The 22,564-nt window shown below is 65.9% G+C and carries 15 protein-coding genes; 11 read left to right on the top strand and 4 right to left on the bottom strand.

Annotated elements, in window-relative coordinates; translation table 11 throughout:
* Positions 1–42: 42 nt before the first annotated feature.
* Positions 43–2,382, top strand: a complete 2,340-nt coding sequence (locus VGQ44_18680; GenBank protein HEV8448867.1) for a carbohydrate binding family 9 domain-containing protein — start codon at positions 43–45, stop codon at positions 2,380–2,382.
* Between the two features lie 66 nt (positions 2,383–2,448).
* Here VGQ44_18680 and VGQ44_18675 read toward each other — a convergent pair whose 3' ends face one another.
* Entirely contained in the window at positions 2,449–4,515 is a 2,067-nt protein-coding gene (locus tag VGQ44_18675; protein HEV8448866.1) for a S9 family peptidase, read from the bottom strand.
* A gap of 139 nt (positions 4,516–4,654) precedes the next feature.
* Here VGQ44_18675 and VGQ44_18670 point away from each other — a divergent pair, with 139 nt between their 5' ends.
* Positions 4,655–5,617 carry a ParB N-terminal domain-containing protein gene (locus VGQ44_18670; GenBank protein ID HEV8448865.1) on the top strand — a complete coding sequence of 321 codons (963 nt, stop codon included), beginning with the start codon at positions 4,655–4,657 and terminating at the stop codon, positions 5,615–5,617.
* Positions 5,614–6,558, top strand: coding sequence for a D-cysteine desulfhydrase family protein (locus VGQ44_18665; GenBank protein ID HEV8448864.1), 945 nt, complete (start codon positions 5,614–5,616; stop codon positions 6,556–6,558). Before VGQ44_18670 ends, VGQ44_18665 begins: the two co-directional genes overlap by 4 nt.
* 21 nt (positions 6,559–6,579) lie before the next feature.
* On the opposite strand, the gene VGQ44_18660 is transcribed toward VGQ44_18665, so the two are convergent.
* Together VGQ44_18660 and VGQ44_18655 are read right to left on the bottom strand one after the other, a co-directional pair.
* Entirely contained in the window at positions 6,580–7,923 is a 1,344-nt protein-coding gene (locus tag VGQ44_18660) for a hypothetical protein (protein ID HEV8448863.1), read from the bottom strand.
* Positions 7,920–11,663, bottom strand: coding sequence for a TonB-dependent receptor (locus VGQ44_18655; protein HEV8448862.1), 3,744 nt, complete (start codon positions 11,661–11,663; stop codon positions 7,920–7,922). The genes VGQ44_18660 and VGQ44_18655 overlap by 4 nt, the downstream gene beginning before the upstream one ends.
* Before the next feature lie 395 nt (positions 11,664–12,058).
* On the opposite strand from VGQ44_18655, the gene VGQ44_18650 reads away from it, so the two are divergent.
* The 8 genes from VGQ44_18650 (at position 12,059) to VGQ44_18615 (ending at position 20,350) form a co-directional block, all read left to right on the top strand.
* Positions 12,059–13,036 (top strand): ankyrin repeat domain-containing protein, encoded by a 978-nt coding sequence (locus tag VGQ44_18650; GenBank protein HEV8448861.1) that lies wholly within the window; start codon positions 12,059–12,061, stop codon positions 13,034–13,036.
* Between the two features lie 168 nt (positions 13,037–13,204).
* Positions 13,205–14,101: a hypothetical protein gene (locus VGQ44_18645; protein ID HEV8448860.1), complete on the top strand. Its 897-nt coding sequence runs from the start codon at positions 13,205–13,207 to the stop codon at positions 14,099–14,101.
* 153 nt (positions 14,102–14,254) lie between these two features.
* Positions 14,255–14,449, top strand: coding sequence for a hypothetical protein (locus VGQ44_18640; GenBank protein HEV8448859.1), 195 nt, complete (start codon positions 14,255–14,257; stop codon positions 14,447–14,449).
* A gap of 258 nt (positions 14,450–14,707) precedes the next feature.
* Positions 14,708–17,218, top strand: coding sequence for a fused MFS/spermidine synthase (locus VGQ44_18635; protein HEV8448858.1), 2,511 nt, complete (start codon positions 14,708–14,710; stop codon positions 17,216–17,218).
* An 85-nt stretch (positions 17,219–17,303) separates the two neighbouring features.
* The gene (locus VGQ44_18630; protein ID HEV8448857.1) at positions 17,304–18,548 is read left to right on the top strand and encodes an MFS transporter; all 1,245 of its coding nucleotides are present in this window, start codon (positions 17,304–17,306) and stop codon (positions 18,546–18,548) included.
* Positions 18,548–19,057 carry a prolyl-tRNA synthetase associated domain-containing protein gene (locus VGQ44_18625; protein ID HEV8448856.1) on the top strand — a complete coding sequence of 170 codons (510 nt, stop codon included), beginning with the start codon at positions 18,548–18,550 and terminating at the stop codon, positions 19,055–19,057. The genes VGQ44_18630 and VGQ44_18625 overlap by 1 nt, the downstream gene beginning before the upstream one ends.
* A gap of 46 nt (positions 19,058–19,103) precedes the next feature.
* Positions 19,104–19,559 (top strand): low affinity iron permease family protein, encoded by a 456-nt coding sequence (locus VGQ44_18620; protein HEV8448855.1) that lies wholly within the window; start codon positions 19,104–19,106, stop codon positions 19,557–19,559.
* Positions 19,560–19,906: 347 nt separating this feature from the next.
* Positions 19,907–20,350 carry a hypothetical protein gene (locus VGQ44_18615; protein ID HEV8448854.1) on the top strand — a complete coding sequence of 148 codons (444 nt, stop codon included), beginning with the start codon at positions 19,907–19,909 and terminating at the stop codon, positions 20,348–20,350.
* A gap of 85 nt (positions 20,351–20,435) precedes the next feature.
* Here VGQ44_18615 and VGQ44_18610 read toward each other — a convergent pair whose 3' ends face one another.
* On the bottom strand, positions 20,436–22,508 hold the full coding sequence (locus VGQ44_18610; GenBank protein ID HEV8448853.1) for a S9 family peptidase: 2,073 nt from the start codon (positions 22,506–22,508) through the stop codon (positions 20,436–20,438).
* Positions 22,509–22,564 lie beyond the last annotated feature (56 nt).

Here is a 22,564-nt window from a genome sequence, read left to right as displayed (position 1 = left end):
CTGAATTAGCGAAGGTGGCATCGATCGACCAAGTTCGATCGCATGCTGTCGTGCATCGCCCTCTGTCACGCGCTCGCCGGCGCGCCGACGCCTCCCGTGACGTACGTCGGGCGTGAGAACCAGCTCCACGTGCGCATTCCGCGCGTCGGGACGGAGAATGCATCGATCGCGATCGACGGCATGCTGGACGAACCCGCGTGGAAATCGGCGGCGCTGCTGACCGGTTTTTCGCAGTTTTCGCCGCAAGACGGCGTGCCCGCCGCCGATTCGACGCAAATATTGGTTTGGTACTCGAGCAATGCGTTGTACGTCGGCGTGCGGGCGTTCGAGGCGCACGGCGCGGTCCACGCGACGCTCGCCGACCGCGACAAGATTTCGGCCGACGACAACGTCCAGCTTCTTCTCGGCACGTTCCACGATCAGCGTCAGGCCTATGTGTTCGCCGTGAATCCGCTCGGCGTGCAAATGGACGGGATGCTCGTCGAGAATGGATTGGGGGCGCGCGGCAGCTGGACGCCGACGCTCGCCGGACGTGCGTCGGCGGACCTCAGCCAGGACTTCGTGTTCGAGTCGAAGGGGCGCCTGACCGAGTTCGGGTACGAGGTCGAGGTGCGGATCCCGTTCAAGAGTTTGAAGTACCAGTCATCGGCGCAGCAGACGTGGGATCTCAACGTCGTGCGCGAGGTGCAGCACTCCGGCTACGAGGACAGCTGGGCGCCAGCGGTGCGCGCGAACGCCTCCTTCCTCGCGCAGTCGGGAACGATCGAGGGACTCACGGGCCTCGAGCGCGGCGTCGTGCTCGACGTCAATCCGGTCGTGACCCAGCACGTGAACGGCGTGCCGACGGCCGGCGGCTGGGATTATCACGCAGAGAGGCCGCAGCTTGGCGGCACGGCGCGTTGGGGTATGACGAATACGCTCACGATGACGGGCACGGCGCATCCTGATTTCGCCGAGGTCGAGTCGGACGCGGGCCAGTTCGTGATTGATCCGCGGCGCGCGCTCTTTTTTCCGGAGAAGCGGCCGTTCTTCATCGAGGGGCTCGAATCGTTCAGCGTGCCGCACACGTTGATCTACACCCGCGACATCGCCGAGCCGGACGCCGCGGTGAAGCTCGCGGGGAAAGTTGACGGCACGAGCGTCGGATTTCTCTCGGCGGCCGACAACGCGAGTCTCTCGGCGTCGGGGCACGATCGCGCCGTCTACGACATCGTGCGCGCGCAGCACGACTTCGGCGACCAATCGCGGCTTGGCGCGGCGTACACGGACCGGGTGCTCGGCGGCGACTACAACCGCGTGGCTGACGTCGACGGCCGTGTCGCGTTCGGCGACGCGTACAACGCGATCTTCCAGTACGCACAGAGCTTCGACAAGACGCGCGACGTCGCGCGCAACGCGCCGCTGTGGACCGCGGCGATCGCGCGCAACGGAAAGCAGTACGGCTTCCGCTATTTCATCGACGGCATCAGCGACGATTTCCGCGCCGGGAGCGGCTTCATCTCGCGGGCCGGGATCGTGCACGGGCTCGCCGACGAGCGGTTCACGTGGTTCGCCGAGCGAGGGTCGAAGCTCGAGGCGATCACGGCCGACGTGAATTACGACGACACGTGGGAGTACTCGCACTTCGTGCGGCGCGGCGACGCGCAGGACAAGAAGGTTCACGTGAGCGGGACGGCGGCGTTTCGCGGCGGCTGGAACGTCGGCCTGGGCGTGTATTGGGAAACGTTCGGCTGGGACTCGACGCTCTACGCCGGCTATCGGATTCTCTCGCCGACCAGCGACACGCTGCCGTTCACGGGAATCGGGCGAATCTTCAATCGAGACTACGTCTTCACGCTCGCCACGCCGCAGTGGTCGGCGTTCAACGCGAATCTGCTGTACGTGGGCGGGCAGGACGAGAACTTCTTCGAGTGGGCGCAGGCGAACATCAACCTGGTGACGCTGACCGTGAGCATGCGGCCGAGCGATCGCGTTCGCGTGGACGGGTCCTACGCGTACCAGGATTTCTGGCGCCGCAGCGACGGTTCACTGGTCGCGCGCAACGCGATTCCCCGGCTCAAGATCGAATACCAGCTCACCCGGTCGATCTTTTTGCGCGTCGTCGGCGAGTACGACTTGAGCGAGATGAACGACCTTCGCGACGAGACGCGGACGAACTACCCGTTGCTGGTGAACGGATCGCTCGCGCGTGCGACTCGCTCACGCGCATTGCGCGGAGACTATTTGTTCTCGTACACGCCGCGGCCGGGCACGGTGTTCTTCCTCGGCTACGGCAACGCCGGCAGCGGGCTACCCGACGCGACGCGGCGCTTCGACTTCGAGCCAATACATCGGGCATCGGACTACTTCTTCGTGAAGTATTCGTATTTGTTCCGGATGTAGCGTTCTGCGGGCGCACGGCATCTGCGACTGTCCTCGGCGTCTCCGCGGTGAGTAGTTGTGCGGTTCCTACGGCGAAGGAGCTGGACGCCAGTCCGGCGCCACCAAGCCGGCCTTACCGTCCAGATACTTGTCGAACCAATAGAGCTGCCAATCGAGACTCTCGACGAGATGCCGGGGCTCGCCGGTGCGCGTGAGGTTGTGGTTTTCGCGCGGGAAGAAGACGATCTCGGCGGTCTTGCCATAGTGTTTGAGCGCGCGGAACCACTGTTCGCCCTGCTCGATCGGCACGCGATAGTCGTTGTCCGAGTGCAGGATCAGGATCGGCGTCGAGACGTTCTGTACGTACTTGAGCGGCGAGCGATCCCAATAGAGATCGTACTTCTGGAAGATGTCGCCGCCGAAGTCGCCGGCGTGGCCGTAAGCGCCGTCGCGCGTGCCGTCGTCGCTGATGAAGTTCGAGATGCTGCGCAGCGTGACCGCAGCCTTGAAGCGGTTCGTGTGGCCGACGATCCAGTTCGTCATGTAGCCGCCGTAGCTTCCGCCGGTGACGCCGAGTCGCATCGTGTCCAGCCAGGGGTTCGAGGCGATGACCGCATCCAACCCGTTCATGATGTCGATGTAGTCCTTGCCGCCCCACTCGTTCTCGATACCGCGCTGGAACGCGCGCCCGTAGCCCGTCGAGCCGCGCGGGTTGGTGAAGAACACGCCCCACCCGTGCGCGGCGTAGACCTGGAACTCGTGGAACCAGTCGACGCCGTATTGTCCGGCCGGACCCCCGTGGATGCTCAGCACGAGCGGATACGTGCGCCCGGGTTGCCAGTTCAACGGCTTCACGAGAAAGCCGTCGACCGGCCAACCGTCGGCGCCCTTGTACGTCATCCGCTGTACCGACGCGAGCGAAAGAGTCGACCAGAGCGCCGCGTTGTGATTCGACAGCTTCTTTTCATGGAGCTGATCGATCGACGACGAGTAGACGTCATCCATGTGCGTGAAGTCGTTCACCAAGTACACCATGCGTCCGTTCGCCGAGATGCTCGGGCTGCGGACGGCTCGCGAGCCGGCGGTCACCTGGATGAGGCGATGGTCGGCGATCTCGAGGCGGAAGATCTGATACTCGCCTTTGACGCCCGTGTCGAAGTAGAGCGCGCGTCCGTCGCCGGACCACTGGAGATCGGTCGGGATCAGGTCGAGCGACGGATACGGCGCCGTCGTCACGCCGCCGTTCCCTCCAACCGGCGCGATCAGAATCTGCGGCGGCGCCTCCTCCGCCGCGGCCGTCACGTACGCGATCGATTTTCCGTCGGGCGACCAGCGCGGCGAGTTGTCCGGCCCCTCGGCGGCCGAAATCTTGGTCGGCGCGCCACCTTCGGGGCCGATCGTCCACACGTCGGTGTTGCGTCCGCCGTCGTACTCGTGACCGGTTCGGTCGGAGACGAACGCGATGCGCGTCCCGTCAGGCGACCATTGCGGGTCGGTGTCGTTCCAATCGTCGCCGTCCGTGATCTGGTGCGCGTTGCCCGTCGCGAGATCCACGATCCAGAGGTGCGATCGCTTGTCGTCGTACCAGCCGGTGTCGTTGAACTTGTACGACAGGTGCGAGTAATGGCGCACGTCGCTCGACGCCGTCGCCGGCCGCTTGTCGCTCGGACCGCTGCGGCTCAAACACGCGGCCCGATTTCCCGCCGGCGACGGGACGCAATTCGACACGCCGTTCATGATGCTCGTCACCCGGCGCGGCGCTCCGCCCGCGAGCGACAGAATCCACAGCTGCGGCCTGCTCCCATTGGGACGTCGGGCACCACTCGTGTCGGTCGACGCGCGCGCCGACGTAAAGGCGATGCCCGATCCGTCGGGAAGCCATCGCGGTCCGCTCGGCGCCCACGCTTCGTCGATCAACACACGCGCCGGCACGCTTCCGTCGGTCGGCGCGATCCACACCGACGATATGCGCCGGTTTTGCGCGCGATCCACGCGTGAGACGACGTAGACCACGCGCGCCCCGTCGGGCGAGATGTGCGGGTCCGAGACCAACTCGAACGAGAAGTAATCCTGCGGCGTGATGCCACGCGTCTGCGCGGCGACGGACAGCCGAGGAATCGCCAGAAGCAGGGCGAGGAACGGGCGAATGCGCATGACGCGAGAAAGGAGGGGAGTGGGCGAGGCGTCTGGCAGGAAGATACGCTTTGGCGGGCACGACCGCTTCGGGCGTGTGTCACAGCCGGGCCGGCACTGTCTGGCGCCGCAGGTCGGGTCCGACCAGCTTTCACCAGACATGCCGGCGACCAAAAAACGAACGAAAAAGAAGGCGGCGGCCGCACCCGCGGCTTCCCGTGGACTGGAAGCGCGCCGGATCGCGTCCGCCTCTCCTCCGGCCGCAGTCGAATCACTCGGCAAGGCGATCGAAGAGGGTGGCGGCTCGGTGCTGGCGACGTATCGAGATCCGCTCGGCTCCAACTGGCAGATCCTCGCCGCGCTGCCGATCGACAAGGTCGAACCGACTCCGTATCAGAGAGACCTCTCGGAGACGCACGTCGAACGCGTCGCCAAAGCCATCGACCAGCTCGATCGCTATCTGGATCCGGTGATCGCCGTACCAGGACCGAACGGCACATACTGGTCCCCGAACGGCTACCACCGGCTTGGCGCGATGCGGCAGCTCGGTGCGAGGTCGATCATCGCGATCGTGGTGCCGGAGCCCGAGGTCGCACATCGCATTCTCATACTGAACACGGAGAAGGCGCACAATCTTCGCGAAAAAGCGCTCGAGGTCGCGCGTCTCGCCGAAGGACTGGCGACGCTCGACAATCGGCCCGAGAAGGAATTCGCCACCGAGTTCGAGGAGCCGGCGTTCGTGACGCTCGGCTTCTGCTACATGGAGAACGGGCGGTTCTCGGGCGGCGCCTACCATCCGATTCTCAAGCGCTGCGACAAGTTTCTGTCGTCCAAGTTGTCCACCGCGTTGGAGACTCGGAAAGAGCGCGCGGCGAAGCTGCTCGAGCTCAACGAGCTGGTGAACCAGGCGGTCGCGGGACTCAAGGCCAAAGGCCTCGAGAGTCCGTACCTCAAAGCGTTCGTCGTCGCGCGGATCAATCCACTGCGCTTTCAGCGCAAGCCCACCGCCGACTTCGACGAGACCATCGACAAGATGTTGGGGAGCGCGCGCCGATTCGACGCCGGGAAGATCAAGGCGGACCAAGTCGCGCGGAGCGGCGGCGCTCCGTCGACGGAGGAGTGACGACGTCGAGTCTCGTCCAGCCGCGCGTCACGTTGCTGTCTGGTCCGACGCCGGTTCAAGAAGTGCCTCGCCTTCGCGCCGCCCTCGGCGGCGGGCCGACGTTGCTCGTGAAGCGCGACGACTCGATTCCCTTCGGCTTCGGCGGCAACAAGGTGCGCAAGCTGGAGTTCGTGCTCGCCGAAGCGGTCGCGCGCGGAGCGGATACGCTGGTCACGGTCGGTGGTGTGCAATCGAATCACGCGCGCGCGACGGCGGCTGCCGGGGCGTCGCTCGGTCTCAAGTGCGTGCTCATCCTCAACGGACTGCCGCCCGCACACGCGACGGCGAACGCGTTGCTCGATCGGTTGCTGGGCGCCGAGATCGAGTACATCGAGTCGAGAGATGCACGAACCGGCGCGAGCGAGCGCGTGATGCGCCGCCTACGCGCCGAGGGCCGCCGCCCCTTCTTCGTGCCGCTTGGCGCGTCGACCGTGGTGGGCGCGTTCGGCTTCGTGGCGGCGATCGAGGAGATGCTCGAGCAAGGCGTGCTGCCCGACGTGATCGTGCACGCCGGGTCGTCGGGCGGAACACAGGCGGGGCTCGTCGCCGGCGTGGCGCGACACGGCCTCCACACGCGCGTCATCGCGGTGAGCGCGGACGATTCGGCCGACGCGATTCGGTCCAAGGTGCGATCGATCGTTCGGGGAATCGGCGGCCTCGAGTCGTTCGACGGCGACATCGAGGTCGACGATGCGTGGGTCGGCGACGGCTATGGAATCCCGACCAATTCCTCGCGCGAGGCGCAATCGCTTGCCGCGCGCACCGAAGCGCTCTTCGTCGACCACACGTACACGGCAAAAGCGCTCGGCGCGTTGATATCGTACATCCGCGACGAGCGCTTTACTCCGGATCAGACCATTCTATTCTGGCACACCGGCGGTCAGGTCGGACTGTTCGCCTGACCGCGGGCTCGCACGGCGAAATCAGCGGTGCGTTCGTTCGATCCACGTTCCTGTCTGGTCGCGCGCGATCATGTAGACGACGCCGCCCTTGCCGAAGCCGACGATCGTCCGGCCGGCGGGGAGTTGCACACGGTCCGCCAGAGCGCCCTGACCGTTGATCACGTCGTAGATCGCGCCGCCGATGGCGCCGGCGCGCGTCGCGCTGGTTCGAACCCAGACGTTTCCGTCTTCGTCCGCACGGGCGGCGCCCTGTGTGAATGCCGGGCGGTAGTCGGGAAGCTCGCTCGCGCTCACGACCGTCTGATTCATTCCGCCGCCCATGCTGGCCACCTTCGTCGCGACTCCGCCGCCATCGCCGCCAGCGGTGGTTTGGAAGCTCATGACGACCATGCCGCCGGGTCCGCCCGGGCCGCCGCCTCGCGCTCCGCCTCCGGCGACGACCGCGTTCCCTCCGTTGGCGGCGAGAGCGGCGCGGGCCTTCTCCTGCGCCGCTTTCGTCGAGTCGACGACGGCGACCTTGTCTTCATCGCTCAAGCGCTGCCAGTCGAACGGGACCTTCGGGGCCGAGGCGATCGTTCCATCAGCCTTGAGGATGTCGACGTGATAGTCCTGACCGCGGACGATCGCGATCGCGCCGTTCGAGAGCACGGCCCAATCGTCGACGATCGGCATCGGATTGAGCTCATTCGTCGCCGTCATGCCGTGGTCGCTCTGGACGATGTTCATCTTCGTCTTAGGAATCTTGTAATAGCCCGCCGTGTCCACTCTGCGTGTGGCGAGATCGACACGTACGATCGCCGACGAGTCGGGGAAGTCGGGCATGACGGGGCCGCCGCCGGCTCCCTTGCCACCCGGCTGCGTGAGGCGAAGACCAGCGCTTCTATAGACGAGACGCCCGGCGGCGTCGACACCCGGCGTGCCGATGAGATTGTTGCCGAGGCTCCCCGCGTCCTGCGACCGGGGGACCGAAGCGACGCGGGCGATCTTGCCCGCGGGATCGATCACGAACATCGACAGGCCGGCCGGATCGACGAAGAGCGTCGTGTCGGCCACGTATCGAATCAGTCCACCCGGCCGCGTTCCGTACGAGTTGAGCTGTCCGCTGGTCGAGTCGGCGAGCACGAAGGTGTTGGCGAGCCCGGGGTCGAGGATCGTCAATCGGCGGTTCTGAATGTCGTTGACGAGGAGCCGGCCGCCCGCGAGCTGCCGAACCGCCGCCACGACTCCGAACTCCGGTTTCGACGACGCGTCGGGAGCGTTGATGAGGCGGATGGCCGGCGTCTGGGCCGCCGCGACGGCGGGCACGAACGCGATGAGTGGGAGGATGTGTTTGCGCATGAGAATGTTGGAATGGACTGACGTCACGGAGTTCCGGACTTGATGATGACTTGCATGCCACCGCCGCCGCCGGCGGGAATTGCTCCGCCGCCCGGCAGCATGATCATTCCGAGCCCGGTGCCCGTCGTGCCGGAGCGGACCGAGGCCAGGTAGCGCGTGTCGAGGTACGGCCCGACGAACGACGGGAGCTTCCGCATCTGTGCGTGCGTGAGAACACCGCGCACTTTCGGCGCGAGCCGAATCAGGGCGTCCACCGACGCCTCGCGCGCGGTCTTGTAGCGGTCGTACGCCGCGTCCTGGTCGTATCGTTCGGGAAGCGCGGCGAGGAACTTCACGACCGGCGTCCAGATGGAATCGAGCGAGATCGTGTACATGCGATTCAGCACGGCGATGCTGTCCGCCTGCGGTCCGTCCAGCTCGAGCGTATCGGCCTGGCGGAGAATCTGCGCCATCGGATTCATGACGCCGCCCGAACCGTAGAACGCGCGGAGAAGCGCCTCCGGAGCCTTCGTGCCTTGTGTCGTGCGTCCGCGATCCAGCAGCTGCGTGAGATCCTGACGCTCGCGCGCCGGTCCCACGTCGACGCGGAGCAGCGCGGTCAGCGTCACCGGCGCGCGGATCGCCGATTGCGACAGCGCGGTCGCGCCGAAGCGCGGATTCACGTCGTACTTGTACGTCTTCGAGACCGGGTCGAAACCGCGCACGAACAGGAGCTGGGACGTCGGAATGAAGGGCTGGCCCCAACCATGAAGATGGTCTTCACCGTGCATGATCACGTCCGCCGCGGCGAGCGGATTCGCGATCTGGAACGAGATGTTGGCGCGCTGCGGCATGCGCACCTTCACCGGGTTGAACGAGAACGTGAGGAACGCGCTCGACGTCCACGGACCCTGACACGAATTGCGGGCGGCGACCGTGTTCATCTGGCTCTCGAGACAATCCCGTGCCGAATGTGATCCGGTCGCGAAGAGCTTTTGCATGGCCGCCGCGAGCGACGCATCGGCCGTCTTCGACGGGTCGAAGACGAACGCGCGGTCGTTGGAGTAGCCGTCGCCATTGATGTCGCCCGCCACGAGCGGCGTGTAGGGCGTGCCCGAGCGGAAAGACCCGTTCCACGACAGGCGGATGAAGTCGAACGCGTTGTAGGTCAGGCCGTACACGATCTGGTGGCGCGAGTCGAAGCTGGATCGCGCCCACGACGCGTCGAGCGGATTGCCGTCGGTGTTCGAGAACCCACGGACACGCTCGCGGGCGTTCGCGTACACGTACGACAGGCTCCACGAATAGTTGGAATTGAAGCTCGTGGGACGCAGCTGGAACGTGAACTGTCGGGCGTCCGACTCCATGTCGGAGCGAAGCTCGCTCACGTGCGTGAACGCGGTGTTCAACCGCGATTCGCCCGGAGCGATCCCGCCGGTGGTCGGAACGATGCTCGAGGTGCGCGCGTAGACCGGCCGGCCGCCCTCGCTCGTGAGCGCGAACTGCTCCACCGGGTTGAAGTTCAGATCGAACGTGCTCGGCTGATCGAGGTTCAGCGAGTACGTCGCGTCGACGGACGCGAGGAACATGTTGTCGAGAATCGACCCGTTCCATTGGAGATTCGAGCGCAGCGCGCGCGGCGCCGTGTACTGCTTGTCGAACACGGCGACGTTCGGGGCGCTGCTGGCGAACACGCTGCCCGTCGTACCGTCCGCGCACTGCGTCGGAATGGCGCCGACGTTCGCCGAGTAGGCGGCCCAATTCGGCGTCGGAGCCGCCACCCCGACGCACAGCAGTTGTTGCACCGCGGAGGGAAGCCCGGTGTTGTCGAGCGCGCTGCCGATGGACTGCGCGTTTGGAGTGCTCTGGAAAAGGCCGATGCCGCCGCGAATCACGGCCCGCGGGCCGCGCACCGCGTTCTGGAACGCGGCGATCTGCGGTCCCGTACCGTAGGTCCACGAGAATCCAACGCGGGGGCTCGCGTAGATCTTGTTCGGCACGTAGTCGTTCCGGAGACCGAACGCCTGCTCGACGGCCGGGTTGAACTCCGGCGTGTTCGTGAAGCGGTTTCCATCGAGGCGCAGGCCGTACTGAATCTGGAGATCGTCCGTCGGCCGGTACGAGTCGCCCAACGATGTGCCGACGACGAACTGTCCGTCGCTCCGCGCCCGCGGCGTCAGCTGCCGAGTGAACGAGGCGGGCAACCCATTGGCGAGATCGCCGAGCGAATTGAAGCTGAACGTTCCGAGCTCGTTGGTGCTGAGGTCCTGCTCGTATTGGTCGTGCCGCAGCTCGGTCGTGAATTTGAGCCGATGCTTGTTGTTCTCGCTGAACCACGACAGCGTGTTCATCGCCTGCGCCGTCGTCGTGGTCATGTTGACGTTCATCGTCGGGTTGCCGCCGAACGCGAGGTTCTGCACGCCCGACGTGCCGTCGGCGAACGTCGAGTTGACCCGCACGGACCCGTTGGGCAGATCCACGAAGGGATTGCCGTAGAACCGCATCCGGTTGACGCCGACCTGCGTTTCGCTCAGCATGCCGAACCCGTAATAGCCGGAGTGCTTCGCCTGGACGCCGCCGTACCAGTTGATCCGCTCGCCGCCATGCGACGGCAATTCGGTGCTCGACAGCCCCGACGGATCCTGTCGGTTCCACGATCCGTTGAAGGTGATGTTGATCGCCTGGCCAGTCGTCGACGACGGCGGCGCCCAGTCGAGAGTCCCGAACAGCAGCGCGTTGTCGCCCAGCCGCGCGCCCGGAATGCCTCCGATGTTGGGCGGAACGTGAGCTTGTCCGAGAATGTCGAGGAGGTTCTGCACGGAGTCTTCCGATACGCCGACGGCGCGCAGCCCCAGCGCATCGGTGTTCAAAAGGCTTTGGAGATCCGAAGATCGCCGGCCGGCCTGATACGCCACCGAGAAAAACGATTTGTCGGTTTGAATCGGACCCGAGAACAATCCGCCCGCCGAGATGTTGTGGTATTGCTGGCCGAGCTGGCGACCGGCGGGATCGGTCCACTGCATCTGCGGCGCGTCGAAGTTGAAGCTCGACGTGCGAATCTCGTAGTTCGACCCCGGGCGCGAGCGCACGTTGAGCAGCCCGCCGCTGAAGTTCCCGCGCGACACGTCGTAGGGTGATGTGACCAGCGACGTCGAGACGTTCGCGTCTCGCGGCAGGTTCGAGCCGCCGAAGTTCATGCCGTTCAGCGTCGTGGCGTTCTGGTCGGGCGTGAGACCGAGCACCGAGAAGCCGTTGGGATTCCCATCGGCGCCGGGGATCAGTTGCACTCCCGGGAGCGACGCCGCGAGCGCGGCGAGATCGCCGAGTTGGTCGGCGGGCACGTTCCCGGCCGACGCCGAGCGTTCGCTGCCGCTGATGTCTGGGACGTCCTGGCGCCCCACGCGTTGCCGGTCCGCCTTGACCTCGACGGCGTCGAGCCGCTCCGCTACGCGCTGGAGCTTGGCGTCGCCGATCAGGATCTCCTGGTCGCCGGTCCGCTTGATCTCGAAGCGTCGTCCCGCGAAGCCGAGCGCGGCGACGCTCACGAAGTAGTCGCCCTCGTCACCCGGGAATGTCACGGTGTACCGGCCGTTCTTATCGGTCCGCGCGGTTCTGGTGACGTTGCCGGTCAGCGACGTGACCGTGACCGTGGCGCGTTCGACCGGGAGGCTGTCCGGCCCGATGATGCGGCCGCGAATGACATCGGTTTGCGCGAACGCCGATGCCGTATGAAGTGCGATCGCACCCATGACCGACAGTGCGACGATGATGCTGCGTCGGAGACTCACTTAGAAACTCGGGCTGAAGTAAGAGGTGGGAACAGCCTGGCGAATTCCAGCGCCGGCCGGCAGAGCATCCTTCTCCGGCTCGTGGGCTTAGTCTCACTTGGGCGGCCGCAGGGTTTACCCGCCGCTTCAGGTGGCGTCGCCCGATTCGCGTGGCGGAATCTAGGGGCGGGCACCGCCGCGTGACGGCCGGCCGAGGCCTACCATTAGGTTTGGCCGCTCCATGACTGGCGCCCATGAGGTGCCGGCGGGGCTGAGGGCGCATTGTGTCTGGACGAAATCGACGTCATGTTGACGCCGATGTCTCGCGATTGGCGGCGGAGATCGACGCGATGACGCGCCGGCTCGCCGCCGCGGCCGAGGAAGAAGGGAAGTAATCGAGGCGAGGGAGGTGGCTCGTGAGATCGCTCGACGACCTGTTCGACGCTTCCCGGACCGGGGATCGCGAGGGTGCGGCGCGCGTGCTCACCCGGTCGCCAGAGTTGGCGAGAGTCACCGGGCCGCACCCGATCTGGGGCGGAGAGCCGACCGCGCTCCATGTCGCCGTCGAGAACGGGCGCGCCGACGTCGCCGCGCTTCTGCTCGATGCCGGCGCCGACCCCAACCACCCAAGCGACATGTACGACGGTTGGTCGCCGCTGCTGATCGCGGCGGGGCGTGAATCCCGCGAGCTGGTCGAGCTGCTTCGCTCGCACGGCGCGCAGATCGACGCCTGGGAAGCGGCGGCGCTCGGGGATCTGGCGCGTCTTTCCGAGATCGTCGACCAGCACTCGTCGGTCGTCCGCGAGCGGCGCGCGAACCAGGCGCCGCCGCTCCACTTCGCGGCTACGGTGGACGTCGCTCGCTTCCTCGTCGCGCAGGGCGCCGCGCTCGACGCGCTCGACAAGTACGGCGCCACCGCGGCGAGGTCGGCCGCGTATGGGCGGCGCACGCGGCGGCCTGTTGCGAGATTCCTCATGGATGTGAGCGGCGAATCCGACGCGTGGCTGCTCGCGGCGCTCGACGACGTCGACGGCTTGACGCTGATGGCCGAGACCGGCGCCGACATTCTGGGCGCGCGACGCAGCGGGTTGAATCCGGCGAGCGGGATCGGAGAGACGCCGCTGCACACCGCGGCCGCGCTGGCCAACCTCGCCACTGTGAGTTTTCTAATCGCTCGGGGCGTGGACGCCGACGTTCCATCCGGACCCGACGGCGATCGCGCGCTGCACTACGCGGCCAAGCGCAACGCGCGCGACGTCGTCGACGCGCTGTTGGCAGCGGGCGCGAACCCGAGGCTCAAGGACGCCAGACACGAGGCGACGCCCGCGGATTGGGCGCGGTTCGCCGGCCATTTCGCGCTGGCGACCTACTTAGAAGACTTGGAAGTGACCTAGCTCACTTAGAGTACTCGAAAAACCGTCCGGGTGTAGCGGGGTGTTGCGAAGGCCCGTGCCCCTCGTCACAGAGGGTGTGTGCCGGCCGCCCTAGGTGTTTAACAGCGTGATATGACACCTTTTATGGGGCCGCACGATGGTCGTGCGACCGTTCACCCCGTGACTCCTATGCGCAACCGTCTTCTCGTTTCCTCGCTCGTCCTTCTTCCCCTCGCCGCCTGCACGAGCACGCAGGAACGGCAACGCGCCGACAGCGCCACGGCACTCGTGACGCAGCAGCGCGCGCTCCTCGGCAAGCTCTCGGCGGAGCGCGACTCCGTGTCGCAGACGCTCGCCGACGCGAACCTCTTCATCGGCCGGATCGACAGCTCGATCTCGCGCGTGAAGGGTCTCGGCCCGGGCAAGACCAAGAAGACTTCCGAGAGCGGCATCGAAGATCAGCTGCGCGCTCGCAAAGACATGCTCCGCCGCGTCGACGCGCTCGTCGAGCGGGCGCGCGCCACCGCGCGTGAAGTCACGGAGCTCAAGAAACAGCACGAGCAGCTGCTCGCCACGAACGGCAAGCTCACCGACGAGAACCGCGCTCTCAAGGATTCGATCGCGGCCGACGTGAAGCACATCGCCGACTTGATGGCGAGCGTCGATCAGCAGGCGCAGACGATCGTGCTGCTCCAGGGTCGCATCGACCAGATGGGTAAAGACCTCGAGATCGTCCGCACCGAGTCGGCCAAGGCGTACTACGTGGTCGGCACCGAGGACGAGCTGCTCCAGAAAGGCGTGATCACGCGCGAGGGCGGCGCGAATCTCCTCGTGCACCGCTTCGGCCGCACGCTGGTTCCGGCACGCGATCTCAAACCCACGGAGTTCACGGCGATCGATACGCGCGCGGTGCACGAAATCGCGCTGCCGGACTCCACCCGCGAGTATCAGATCGTCTCGCGGCAGAGCCTCGACGATGCCAAGGTGACCGCGCGCGACGGCGCGAAGTTCCACGGCCCGCTCCAAATCGCGGAAGCCGACAAGTTCTGGGCGACGTCGAAGTATTTGATCATCGTCCAGCGCTAGAACGCGCTCCACGAAATCGAGCTCGCCTCGGCACCGACTGCCGAGGCGAGTTCGTTTGTGCGGCACACCCCCTGCGAAAACCGGCCAAAGCGGCGCGGCGACGCCGCGTCGAGCGACGCTTGCTCGCCGGCCCCAACAGTGAGGAGACGCACAATGGCCCAAAACGACCAGGACTTCGAGTGCCGTCAATGCGGCGCGCATTTCGACTCGCGTGAACAGCTCGATCGCCACACCCGGCAACAGCACACCGCGCAAGCCGGATCATCGCAGTCCGGATCGTCGTCCGAATACGGACGCAGACAGGATGGCCAGGATTTCAACGACGACGACAGCGATCTGAACAACTAGGCTCGCCGCGCCGCCCCGACACGGGGGCGGCGGCCCACGAGTGAGATTCTCTTTCGCGCCGGGCGCGAGGCTCACAGCCTCGACGCTCGGCGCGTATTTTTGGGTTCCCGAAAGATTCCCACGGGTTGCGCAGTGCCGGTACGCGGCAACTGGACTCGTACCGCGCGCGCTGCCAACATAGGGTTCGTCGCCCGCGTAACGGTTCTGGCCGATGCCGGGCCGAACGTCGTTTCCCCCCTTTCCGAGCAACACGCTGCCGTGTCGTCATCCACCAAAACACAGTCCCGCCGCGCGCCGTACACCGGCCCGAGCCGCGGCGCGGAACCCATCGCGTCGAGCGGGGCTCCCGTCACCAATCGGCTCCTCCCGCTCGTCGTTCTCCTTTTCATTGGAAGCGGATGCGCGGCGCTGATTTACGAGATCGTCTGGTTTCAGCTCCTGAGCCTCATCATCGGGTCGTCGGCGGTGTCGCTCGGCGTTTTGCTCGGAACGTTCATGGGTGGCATGTGCATCGGCAGCCTGTATCTCTCGCGCTTCGTGTCGCGCCGCCAACACCCGCTGCGCGTCTACGCGATGCTCGAGCTGGCGATCGCAGGGTTCGGGCTATTGGTGCTGTGGGGGCTGCCGTACGCGGGCGGTCTGTACTTCGCAATCGCGCTTCACGGGACGGCGGATCTCCTCGTTCGTGGGCTGTTCTGCGCGCTCTGCCTGCTGCCGCCGACGCTTCTCATGGGCGCGACGCTGCCCGCCATCGCGCGCTGGGTCGAGACGACTCCGGAAGGCGTGGCGTGGTTGGGCTTCTTCTACGGTGGCAACATTGCCGGCGCAGTGCTCGGTTGCGTGCTCGCCGGTTTCTATCTCCTGCGCGTTCATGACATGGCGGTGGCGACCTACGTCGCCGTGGCCATCGACGTGATCGTCGCCGGAATCAGCCTCGCGCTTGCCCGGGCCACGATGTATCGCGGCGAGGAAAACGCGACCGCTGACGCGAAGGAATCGGAATCGATCATCCCGGCCGGCGCGTGGCCCGTATATGTCACGATCGCGCTTTCCGGCGCGACCGCGCTGGCCGCCGAAGCCGTCTGGACTCGCCTGCTGTCGCTCCTGCTCGGCGCGACGACGTACACGTTCTCGCTCATTCTCGCCGCGTTCCTGCTCGGCCTTGGTTTGGGCAGCACCGGCGGATCGGCCATCGCGCGAACGGCGAAGCAACCTCGCCTCGCGCTCGGCGTTTGCCAGTTGCTGCTCACCGGCGCGATCGCGTGGGCCGCGTACTCGATGACGAAGATTCTTCCGTACTGGCCGGTCAGCCCGGGGTTGGCGGTCGACGCCACGCCGACTTTCCAGATCGACCTGGTTCGCTGTCTTTGGTCCGTCTTTCCGGCGGCGGTGCTTTGGGGAGCGAGCTTCCCGCTGGCGCTGGCGGCGGTCGGCCGCGGCGCGAAGGATCCCGCGCGGCTCGTCGGCAGCGTGTACGCCGCCAACACGATTGGCGGCATCATCGGCGCCCTGTTCGGCAGTTTGCTGATCATCGCGTGGCTCGGCACTCAGATGTCGCAGCGGCTGCTGATTGCGGTGGCGGCGGTGAGCGCGGTCGTCGCGCTCGTTCCGGTCGCGGTGGAAGGCGTGTCCAAGCTGACGACCACGCCGCGCCGCACGTGGTTGGGCCTCGCGACAGCCGGCGTCGCCGTTCTGCTGATGATGAGCGTTCCGCCGGTGCCGCCGCTTCTCGTCGGCTACGGCCGATGGTTCGCGACGCGTCTCGAGAACGCCAACGACTTCATCTACGTCGGCGAAGGAATGACGGCGTCGGTGGCGGTGTCGCAGCTGTCGAACGGCGTCCTGAACTACCACAATGCCGGCAAGGTGCAGGCGTCGAGCGAGCCGCAGGACATGCGTCTGCAGCGAATGCTCGGCCACCTCACGACGCTCTTGCCGCCGCATCCCAATTCCGTGCTCGTCATCGGTTGCGGCGCGGGCGTGACGGCGGGCGCGGTGAGCATCGATCCCGCTCTCCAGAGCGAGACGATCGCCGAGATCGAGCCGCTCGTGCCGGCGGTCGTGTCGAAGTACTTCGGCGCGCACAACTACAACGTCGTCACGAATCCCAAGGTGCACGTCGAGATCGATGACGCGCGGCATTTCATTCTTACGACCAAACAGAAGTTCGACGCCGTCACGTCGGATCCGCTCGATCCATGGGTGAAGGGCGCGGCCACGCTCTACACGAAGGAATTCTTCGACGTCGTGAAGGAGCACCTCAATCCGGGCGGCGTCGTGACGCTTTTCGTGCAGCTCTACGAGAGCAGCCCGGAAGCGGTGAAGAGCGAGGTCGCGACGTTCTTCCAGGCGTTCCCGAACGGCGTGGTGTTCGGCAACACGAACAACGGCGCCGGCTACGACCTGGTGCTCGTCGGCCAGATGGGGACGATGCACATCAACGTCGACGACATCGAGCAGCGTCTCCAGAGCCCGCAGTACGCGCAGGTCGCGCAGTCGCTGCACGAGATCGGAATCAATTCCGCGACGGAGCTCTTCTCGACGTTCGCGGGCAACGAACCGATGCTGCGGCCCTGGCTCGCGGACGCGCAGATCAACCACGACCGGAATCTGCGGTTGCAGTTCCTCGCCGGTCTCGGTCTGAACCGGTACGACCAGGCGACGATCTACAGCCAGATGGTGCAATACCGGCGCTACCCTGACGGTCTGTTCGCGGCGTCGCCGGAGCGACTCGCGCAGATCCGGCTGGCGACGGGCGGAGCGGAGTAGAGCTCGGGACACTGGTCTCGGGTCTCAACGAATCGGTAGAGACCTGAGACCCGTGTCCCTGAGCACGGCGGCTTAGTTTCCCGTCGTGCTCTCCGCTACTCCCACCTCGGCGCCGCACGCGCCCGATCTGATCCGGCACCACCAGCCGGAATTTCGGCAGACGACCCTCGGCCTTTTCTCCGCCGGTTTCGCGACCTTCGCGCTGCTGTATTGCGTGCAGCCGCTCATGCCGGTGTTCGCGCGTGATTTTCAAGTCAGCGCCGCGGCGAGCAGCTTGCCGCTGTCGCTTGCAACGGGGTTCCTCGCGCCGGCGCTGATCGTCGCCGGCACGTTCTCGGAGGCCCGCGGACGCGTGCCGCTGATGCTCGCGTCGCTGCTCGCGGCTGCGCTCCTCACGATCGCGTGCGCGCTCGCACCGCGGTGGAGCGTTCTCCTCGCGCTGCGCACGCTGGCCGGCGTTTCATTCGCCGGGCTGCCCGCGATCTCGATGGCCTATCTGAGCGAGGAGGTCCATCCCAGCTCGATCGGTCTGGCGATGGGCCTCGTGATCGGGGGAAACGGTCTCGGAGGAATGAGCGGACGGCTCCTGACCGCTCTCATCGCCGACCTGTCATCGTGGCGCTGGGCTATGGCCGTGATGGGGTTGCTCGGCCTCGTGGCGGCGATCGTCGCCTGGCGAATGCTTCCGCCATCGCGTCACTTCAACGCGCATCCGCTGCGAATCGCCCCGTTGGCGCTCACGTTCTGGGAGCAGCTGCGCGACTCTCGTCTCGTGCCGCTCTATGCGCAGGGTTTCTTGCTCGGCGGAGCGTTCGTCGCGACGTACAACTACGTCTCGTATCATCTGTTGGCCGAACCGTATTCACTGAGCCACGCCGCCGTGGGATTCATCTTCGTCGTCTACTTGGTCGGCATCGTCGCGTCGGCGTGGATCGGATCCATCGCCGACCGCGTGGGCGGGGGGCGGCGCAGGATGCTGGCGTCGATGGCCGCCGTGATGTTCGCCGGAATCGCGCTCACCATGACACGTCCGCTGGCGCTCGTGATCGCGGGCATCGCGATCATCACATTCGGCTTCTTCGGCGGACACTCGGTGGCGAGCAGTTGGGTGGGACTGCGCGCGACGCATGCCAAGGCGCAGGCCGCCGCGCTCTATCTGTTCTTCTACTACCTCGGCTCCAGCGTCGTCGGGTCGACCGGCGGAGTGTTCTGGGATCGTTGGCGCTGGCCCGGCGTCGCCGGTTTCGTCGCGGTTCTGTCGTTGACGTCTTTCGCCGTCGCACTCGGGCTCTCTCGCTCGCCGGCTCCATCGGCGGCCCCGGCGGTTTGATGCGAACGCCCGACGCGGTGTGCGCGATTTTCGACGAGCTCGGATTGGAGTACGAGCGTCATCATCACGCGCCCGTCCACACCTGCGACGAAGCCGAGGCGGCGATTCAGGCGAGCGACGCCGTCCAAACGAAGAATCTGTTCCTGCGCGACAAGCGCGGCCGGCGCCATTTTCTTCTCGTCACGACATGCGCGAAGGCGGTGGACGTCAAACGATTTGCCCAGACCGCCGATGCGGACCACCTGAGCTTCGGGTCGCCCGACCGCCTGATGCGCCACCTTGGGGTTGAGCCCGGTTCAGTGACGGTCTTTGGTCTCGTGAACGACGAGGCCCACGGCGTGGAGCTGTTCATCGATCGCGACGTCTGGAACGCCCCGCGGTGGAGATGCCACCCGCTGGTCAACAGCCAGACGGTCGTGATGGGTCGCGCCGACGTCGAACGCTTCCTCGAGCGCACGGGACACGTCCCCCACGTCGTGAGCGTAGAGTCGAGGCCGCCAGAATCTTGACGCTGGAACGCGTCGGTACGAACGATCCTTGCACGGCGAATCAGTCATGACCGTCCCATCCACCCCTGGGTCGGCGGGATTCGACTGGTTCCGCCGTTTTTCACAGCGCGTCGCGCGCTCCGTGGGCGCGCCGTGGGCATTCGCTGTGGCGCTCATCGTCGTCGTCGGGTGGGCGATCACGGGCCCGGTTTTCCACTACTCGAACACGTGGCAGCTGATCATCAACACGGGCACCACCATCATCACCTTCTTGATGGTGTTCGTGATTCAGAATACGCAAAATCGCGATTCGCAGGTCACGCAGCTCAAGCTGGACGAGCTGATTCGCGCGATCCGGCCGGCACGCAACGAGCTGGTGAACATGGAAGGGATGAGCGACGACGAGCTGCTGGGCCTACAGCGTCAGTTCGAGGACTTGCGCCGGCGTGCCGAGGCGCACCGATTGGCCCGGCGCCGCGCTGGCGATAAACGACTGGACGACGTGCGCCGCGCTGTTGAATAGCGCCGACCACGGTCGACGTTCGTCGCGATAGGCGCCCGTGTCCCGCGATCGGTCACTCCCGCGGGGCGACTAGTCACTCTCGCCGCGTGATGCTCAGCCGGTCCACTCGGACCAGCCGGGGCGCCCATCGTCACGTCTACGCGACCATTGGCGGAGAATACGCCGCGCGGGCGCACGCCCCTGCGTAACAAAGCGTATGCACGCCGGCAAGCGGCGCCGGTAGAGTGGCCCCGAGAGAACGAGACCGAGATCAATACCGCCTTCCGCGGCACGCGAGTCGGTACGCGTTCTTGAATGAGCGGACGACTATCAACCATCTCTGCCGATCCCCACTCGAGGGCCGCGCCGTGAAGCCCCACTCCTTGCCTCGCCCGACGATGTTGCTGGCACTCGGCCTCGCCACCTCTTGCGGAGCGTACGTGCAGACCGCCGCGCGAGCGTCGGAAGCGACCGAGACCGTCTTCGTCGCCCCACGAGCCGCCTCCGCCCGCACACTCGAACGCCGCGACATGGCGCCGTACGAGGGCCGGTCGTTGGCCGAAGCGCTGAGCCACCTTCGCCCCGACTGGCTCCGCGTCAATCCGTCGACGCGCCTCACCGGCGACGGCGACCGAGCGGTCGTGTACGTCAACGACGTTCCGTCGGGCGACCTCGCGAAGCTGCAATTGATCGCGTCCGAAACGGTGACCGAGGTGCGATTGCTGTCCCTGTCCGAAGCGTGGGCGCGATTCGGTCCACAGTGCCGGTGCCCCGCCGGCGCGATCGCGGTGCGAACTAGGAGTATGGAGTGACCCGCGATCGCGTCGCGTCTCCGCCCAGAAAAGAAACGGGCGGCGTCGGAAAGACGCCGCCCGTTGTGAGGCCGGAAGTTCGAGGTCAGCGATCCTGGGTCGTGGTGACCGCCCCGTTGTGCATCGTCCCGTACTTCTCGAACCACCCGCGCACGTACAATTGCGTCCGCAGGAAGTTCGACGGCGTACTCGACGTGCCGTGATACTCGTTGTTCATCCGGATCATCATCGTCGGCGTGCCGTGCATCTTGAGCGCGCGATAGAACTCCTCGATCTGCGGGATCGGCGTGCGGAGATCGAGCACGCCCGTCATCAGCAGCGTCGGAGTCTTCACGTTGCCCGTGTACATGATCGGCGAGCGCTTGAGGTATTCGCTCGGATCTTCCCAGAAGGGCTTCTCGAAGTTCTGGTACCAGCTCGCGCCGTCGGTTTCTCCCACGAAGCTGATCCAGTCGATGACCGGACAGAGTGACGCGGCCGCCGCGAAACGGTTCGTGTGTCCGACCGTCCACGCGGTCAACACGCCGCCGCCCGAACAGCCGTACACGAACATGTTCTTCGTGTCGATGTAGCCGCGGCCGACGACCGTGTCGACGCCCGCCATCAGGTCGTCGAAGTCCTTCCCGGGATACGCGTTCTTGATCTCGTTGGTGAACTTCTCGCCATACCCCGTGCTGCCGCGCGGATTCGTGTAGAGGACGACGTACCCGTTCGCGGCGTGGTCCTGACGCGCGAAGCTGAAGGCGACGTTGTACATCGACTGCGGCCCGCCGTGGATGTCCAGAATGAGCGGGTATTTCTTGCTCGCGTCGAAGCCGGGCGGCTTCACGATCCAACCTTGGATCTTCAGGCCGTCCTTCGACGTGTACCAGATCTCCTCGGTCTGCGCGAGCTCCTTGCCGGCGAGCACGTCGTCGTTGACCGCGGTGAGCTGCGTGAAGCTGGAAACGGTACCGGTCTTCGGCACGGTGAACGACACGACGTCGTTCGGCTTGACCGGCGTCGACCGGATGCCGACCGCCACACCCGTCTTGCCGACGGCGCTCACGGTCAATACCTGCCTGCCCGTCGTCACCGGGTGGAACTGCCCCGCCGACGTCGCGAAGTAGAGGTTCTTGGATCCTTCGTTCTCGACGTTGAAGTAGATCCCCGACCCGTCGGGCGCCCACGACACAGCGGAGATCGGCCGGTCGAGATTTCCCGAAACCAGGTGTGCACTCGATCCATCGGCGTTCATGACGAAGAGCCTCGACTCGGCCCACGCCGAGTGATCCACGGAATCGGCCGACATGAAGGCGATTTGCTTGCCGTCGGGCGAGTACACCGGGTTGCCGTTCGTGCCGTTGCGGCGCGTGATCTGCTTGATCTCGCCGGTCTCGATGTTCGCGGCGTAGATCTGCGATTTGCGGAAGAAGTTCTCGGCGTTCGCTTCGCGCAGACCGGAGAACGCGATCCATTTTCCGTCGGCCGAGAACGCGGGTGCCGAGTGGTTCCAGTCACCGTTCGTGATTTGGCGCGGCGTGCCGCCGTCGGCCGGGATCAGGAAGATGTGGCGGTACGCGTCGTCGGTGTAGCCGACGCGGTCCGACCGATAGTTGAGCCGCGTCACGATCTTCGGCGATTCCACCCACTTCGCGCCTTTCGGCGCCGCGGGCATCGGGATGCGCCACGTTTCTTTCACCGGCACGTTCATGGTGAACGCGATCGACTTGCCGTCGGGCGACCACTCGAGGCTCGACGGGCTCTCGGTGAGGTGCGAGATCTGGGTGACCGCGCCCTCGGCGTCCATCCAGCGAACGAAGATCTGCTGTCCGCTCGGCTCACCCTTCGCGACGTACGCGACGCGCTTTCCGTCGGGCGACCAGTGAACGTCGGAGCCTTGAACGAGCGCGCGCTGATGGGTGCCGTCGGCGTTCATGAGCCAGATGGACGATTCCCATTTGTCGTTCATCTTGTCGACCCAGCGACGTCCGAACAGGATCTGGGCCCCGTCGGGCGAGAGTTGGGGCGCCTGCACTTCCTCCCAATCGAGGTACTGCTCGAGGGAAACGCGGTTGGAGTGCTGCGGCGCGGCCAGCTGAGCGCCGAGCGCGAACGGAATGGTGGCGACCGGGGTCACGGCAATCGTGAACGCGGCCAGAGAGCGGAGCACGCGCATCGGGCCTCCTGAAGGGCGCGAGGAGTTCGATCAATTGTGACGGCAAGGCTGCCAGT

The sequence above is a fragment of the Gemmatimonadaceae bacterium genome (genome assembly GCA_036003045.1).
Taxonomy (GTDB): Bacteria; Gemmatimonadota; Gemmatimonadetes; order Gemmatimonadales; family Gemmatimonadaceae; genus JAQBQB01.
The sequence above is the reverse complement of the archived record's forward strand: the minus strand, read 5'-3'. Positions and strand labels throughout refer to the sequence as shown.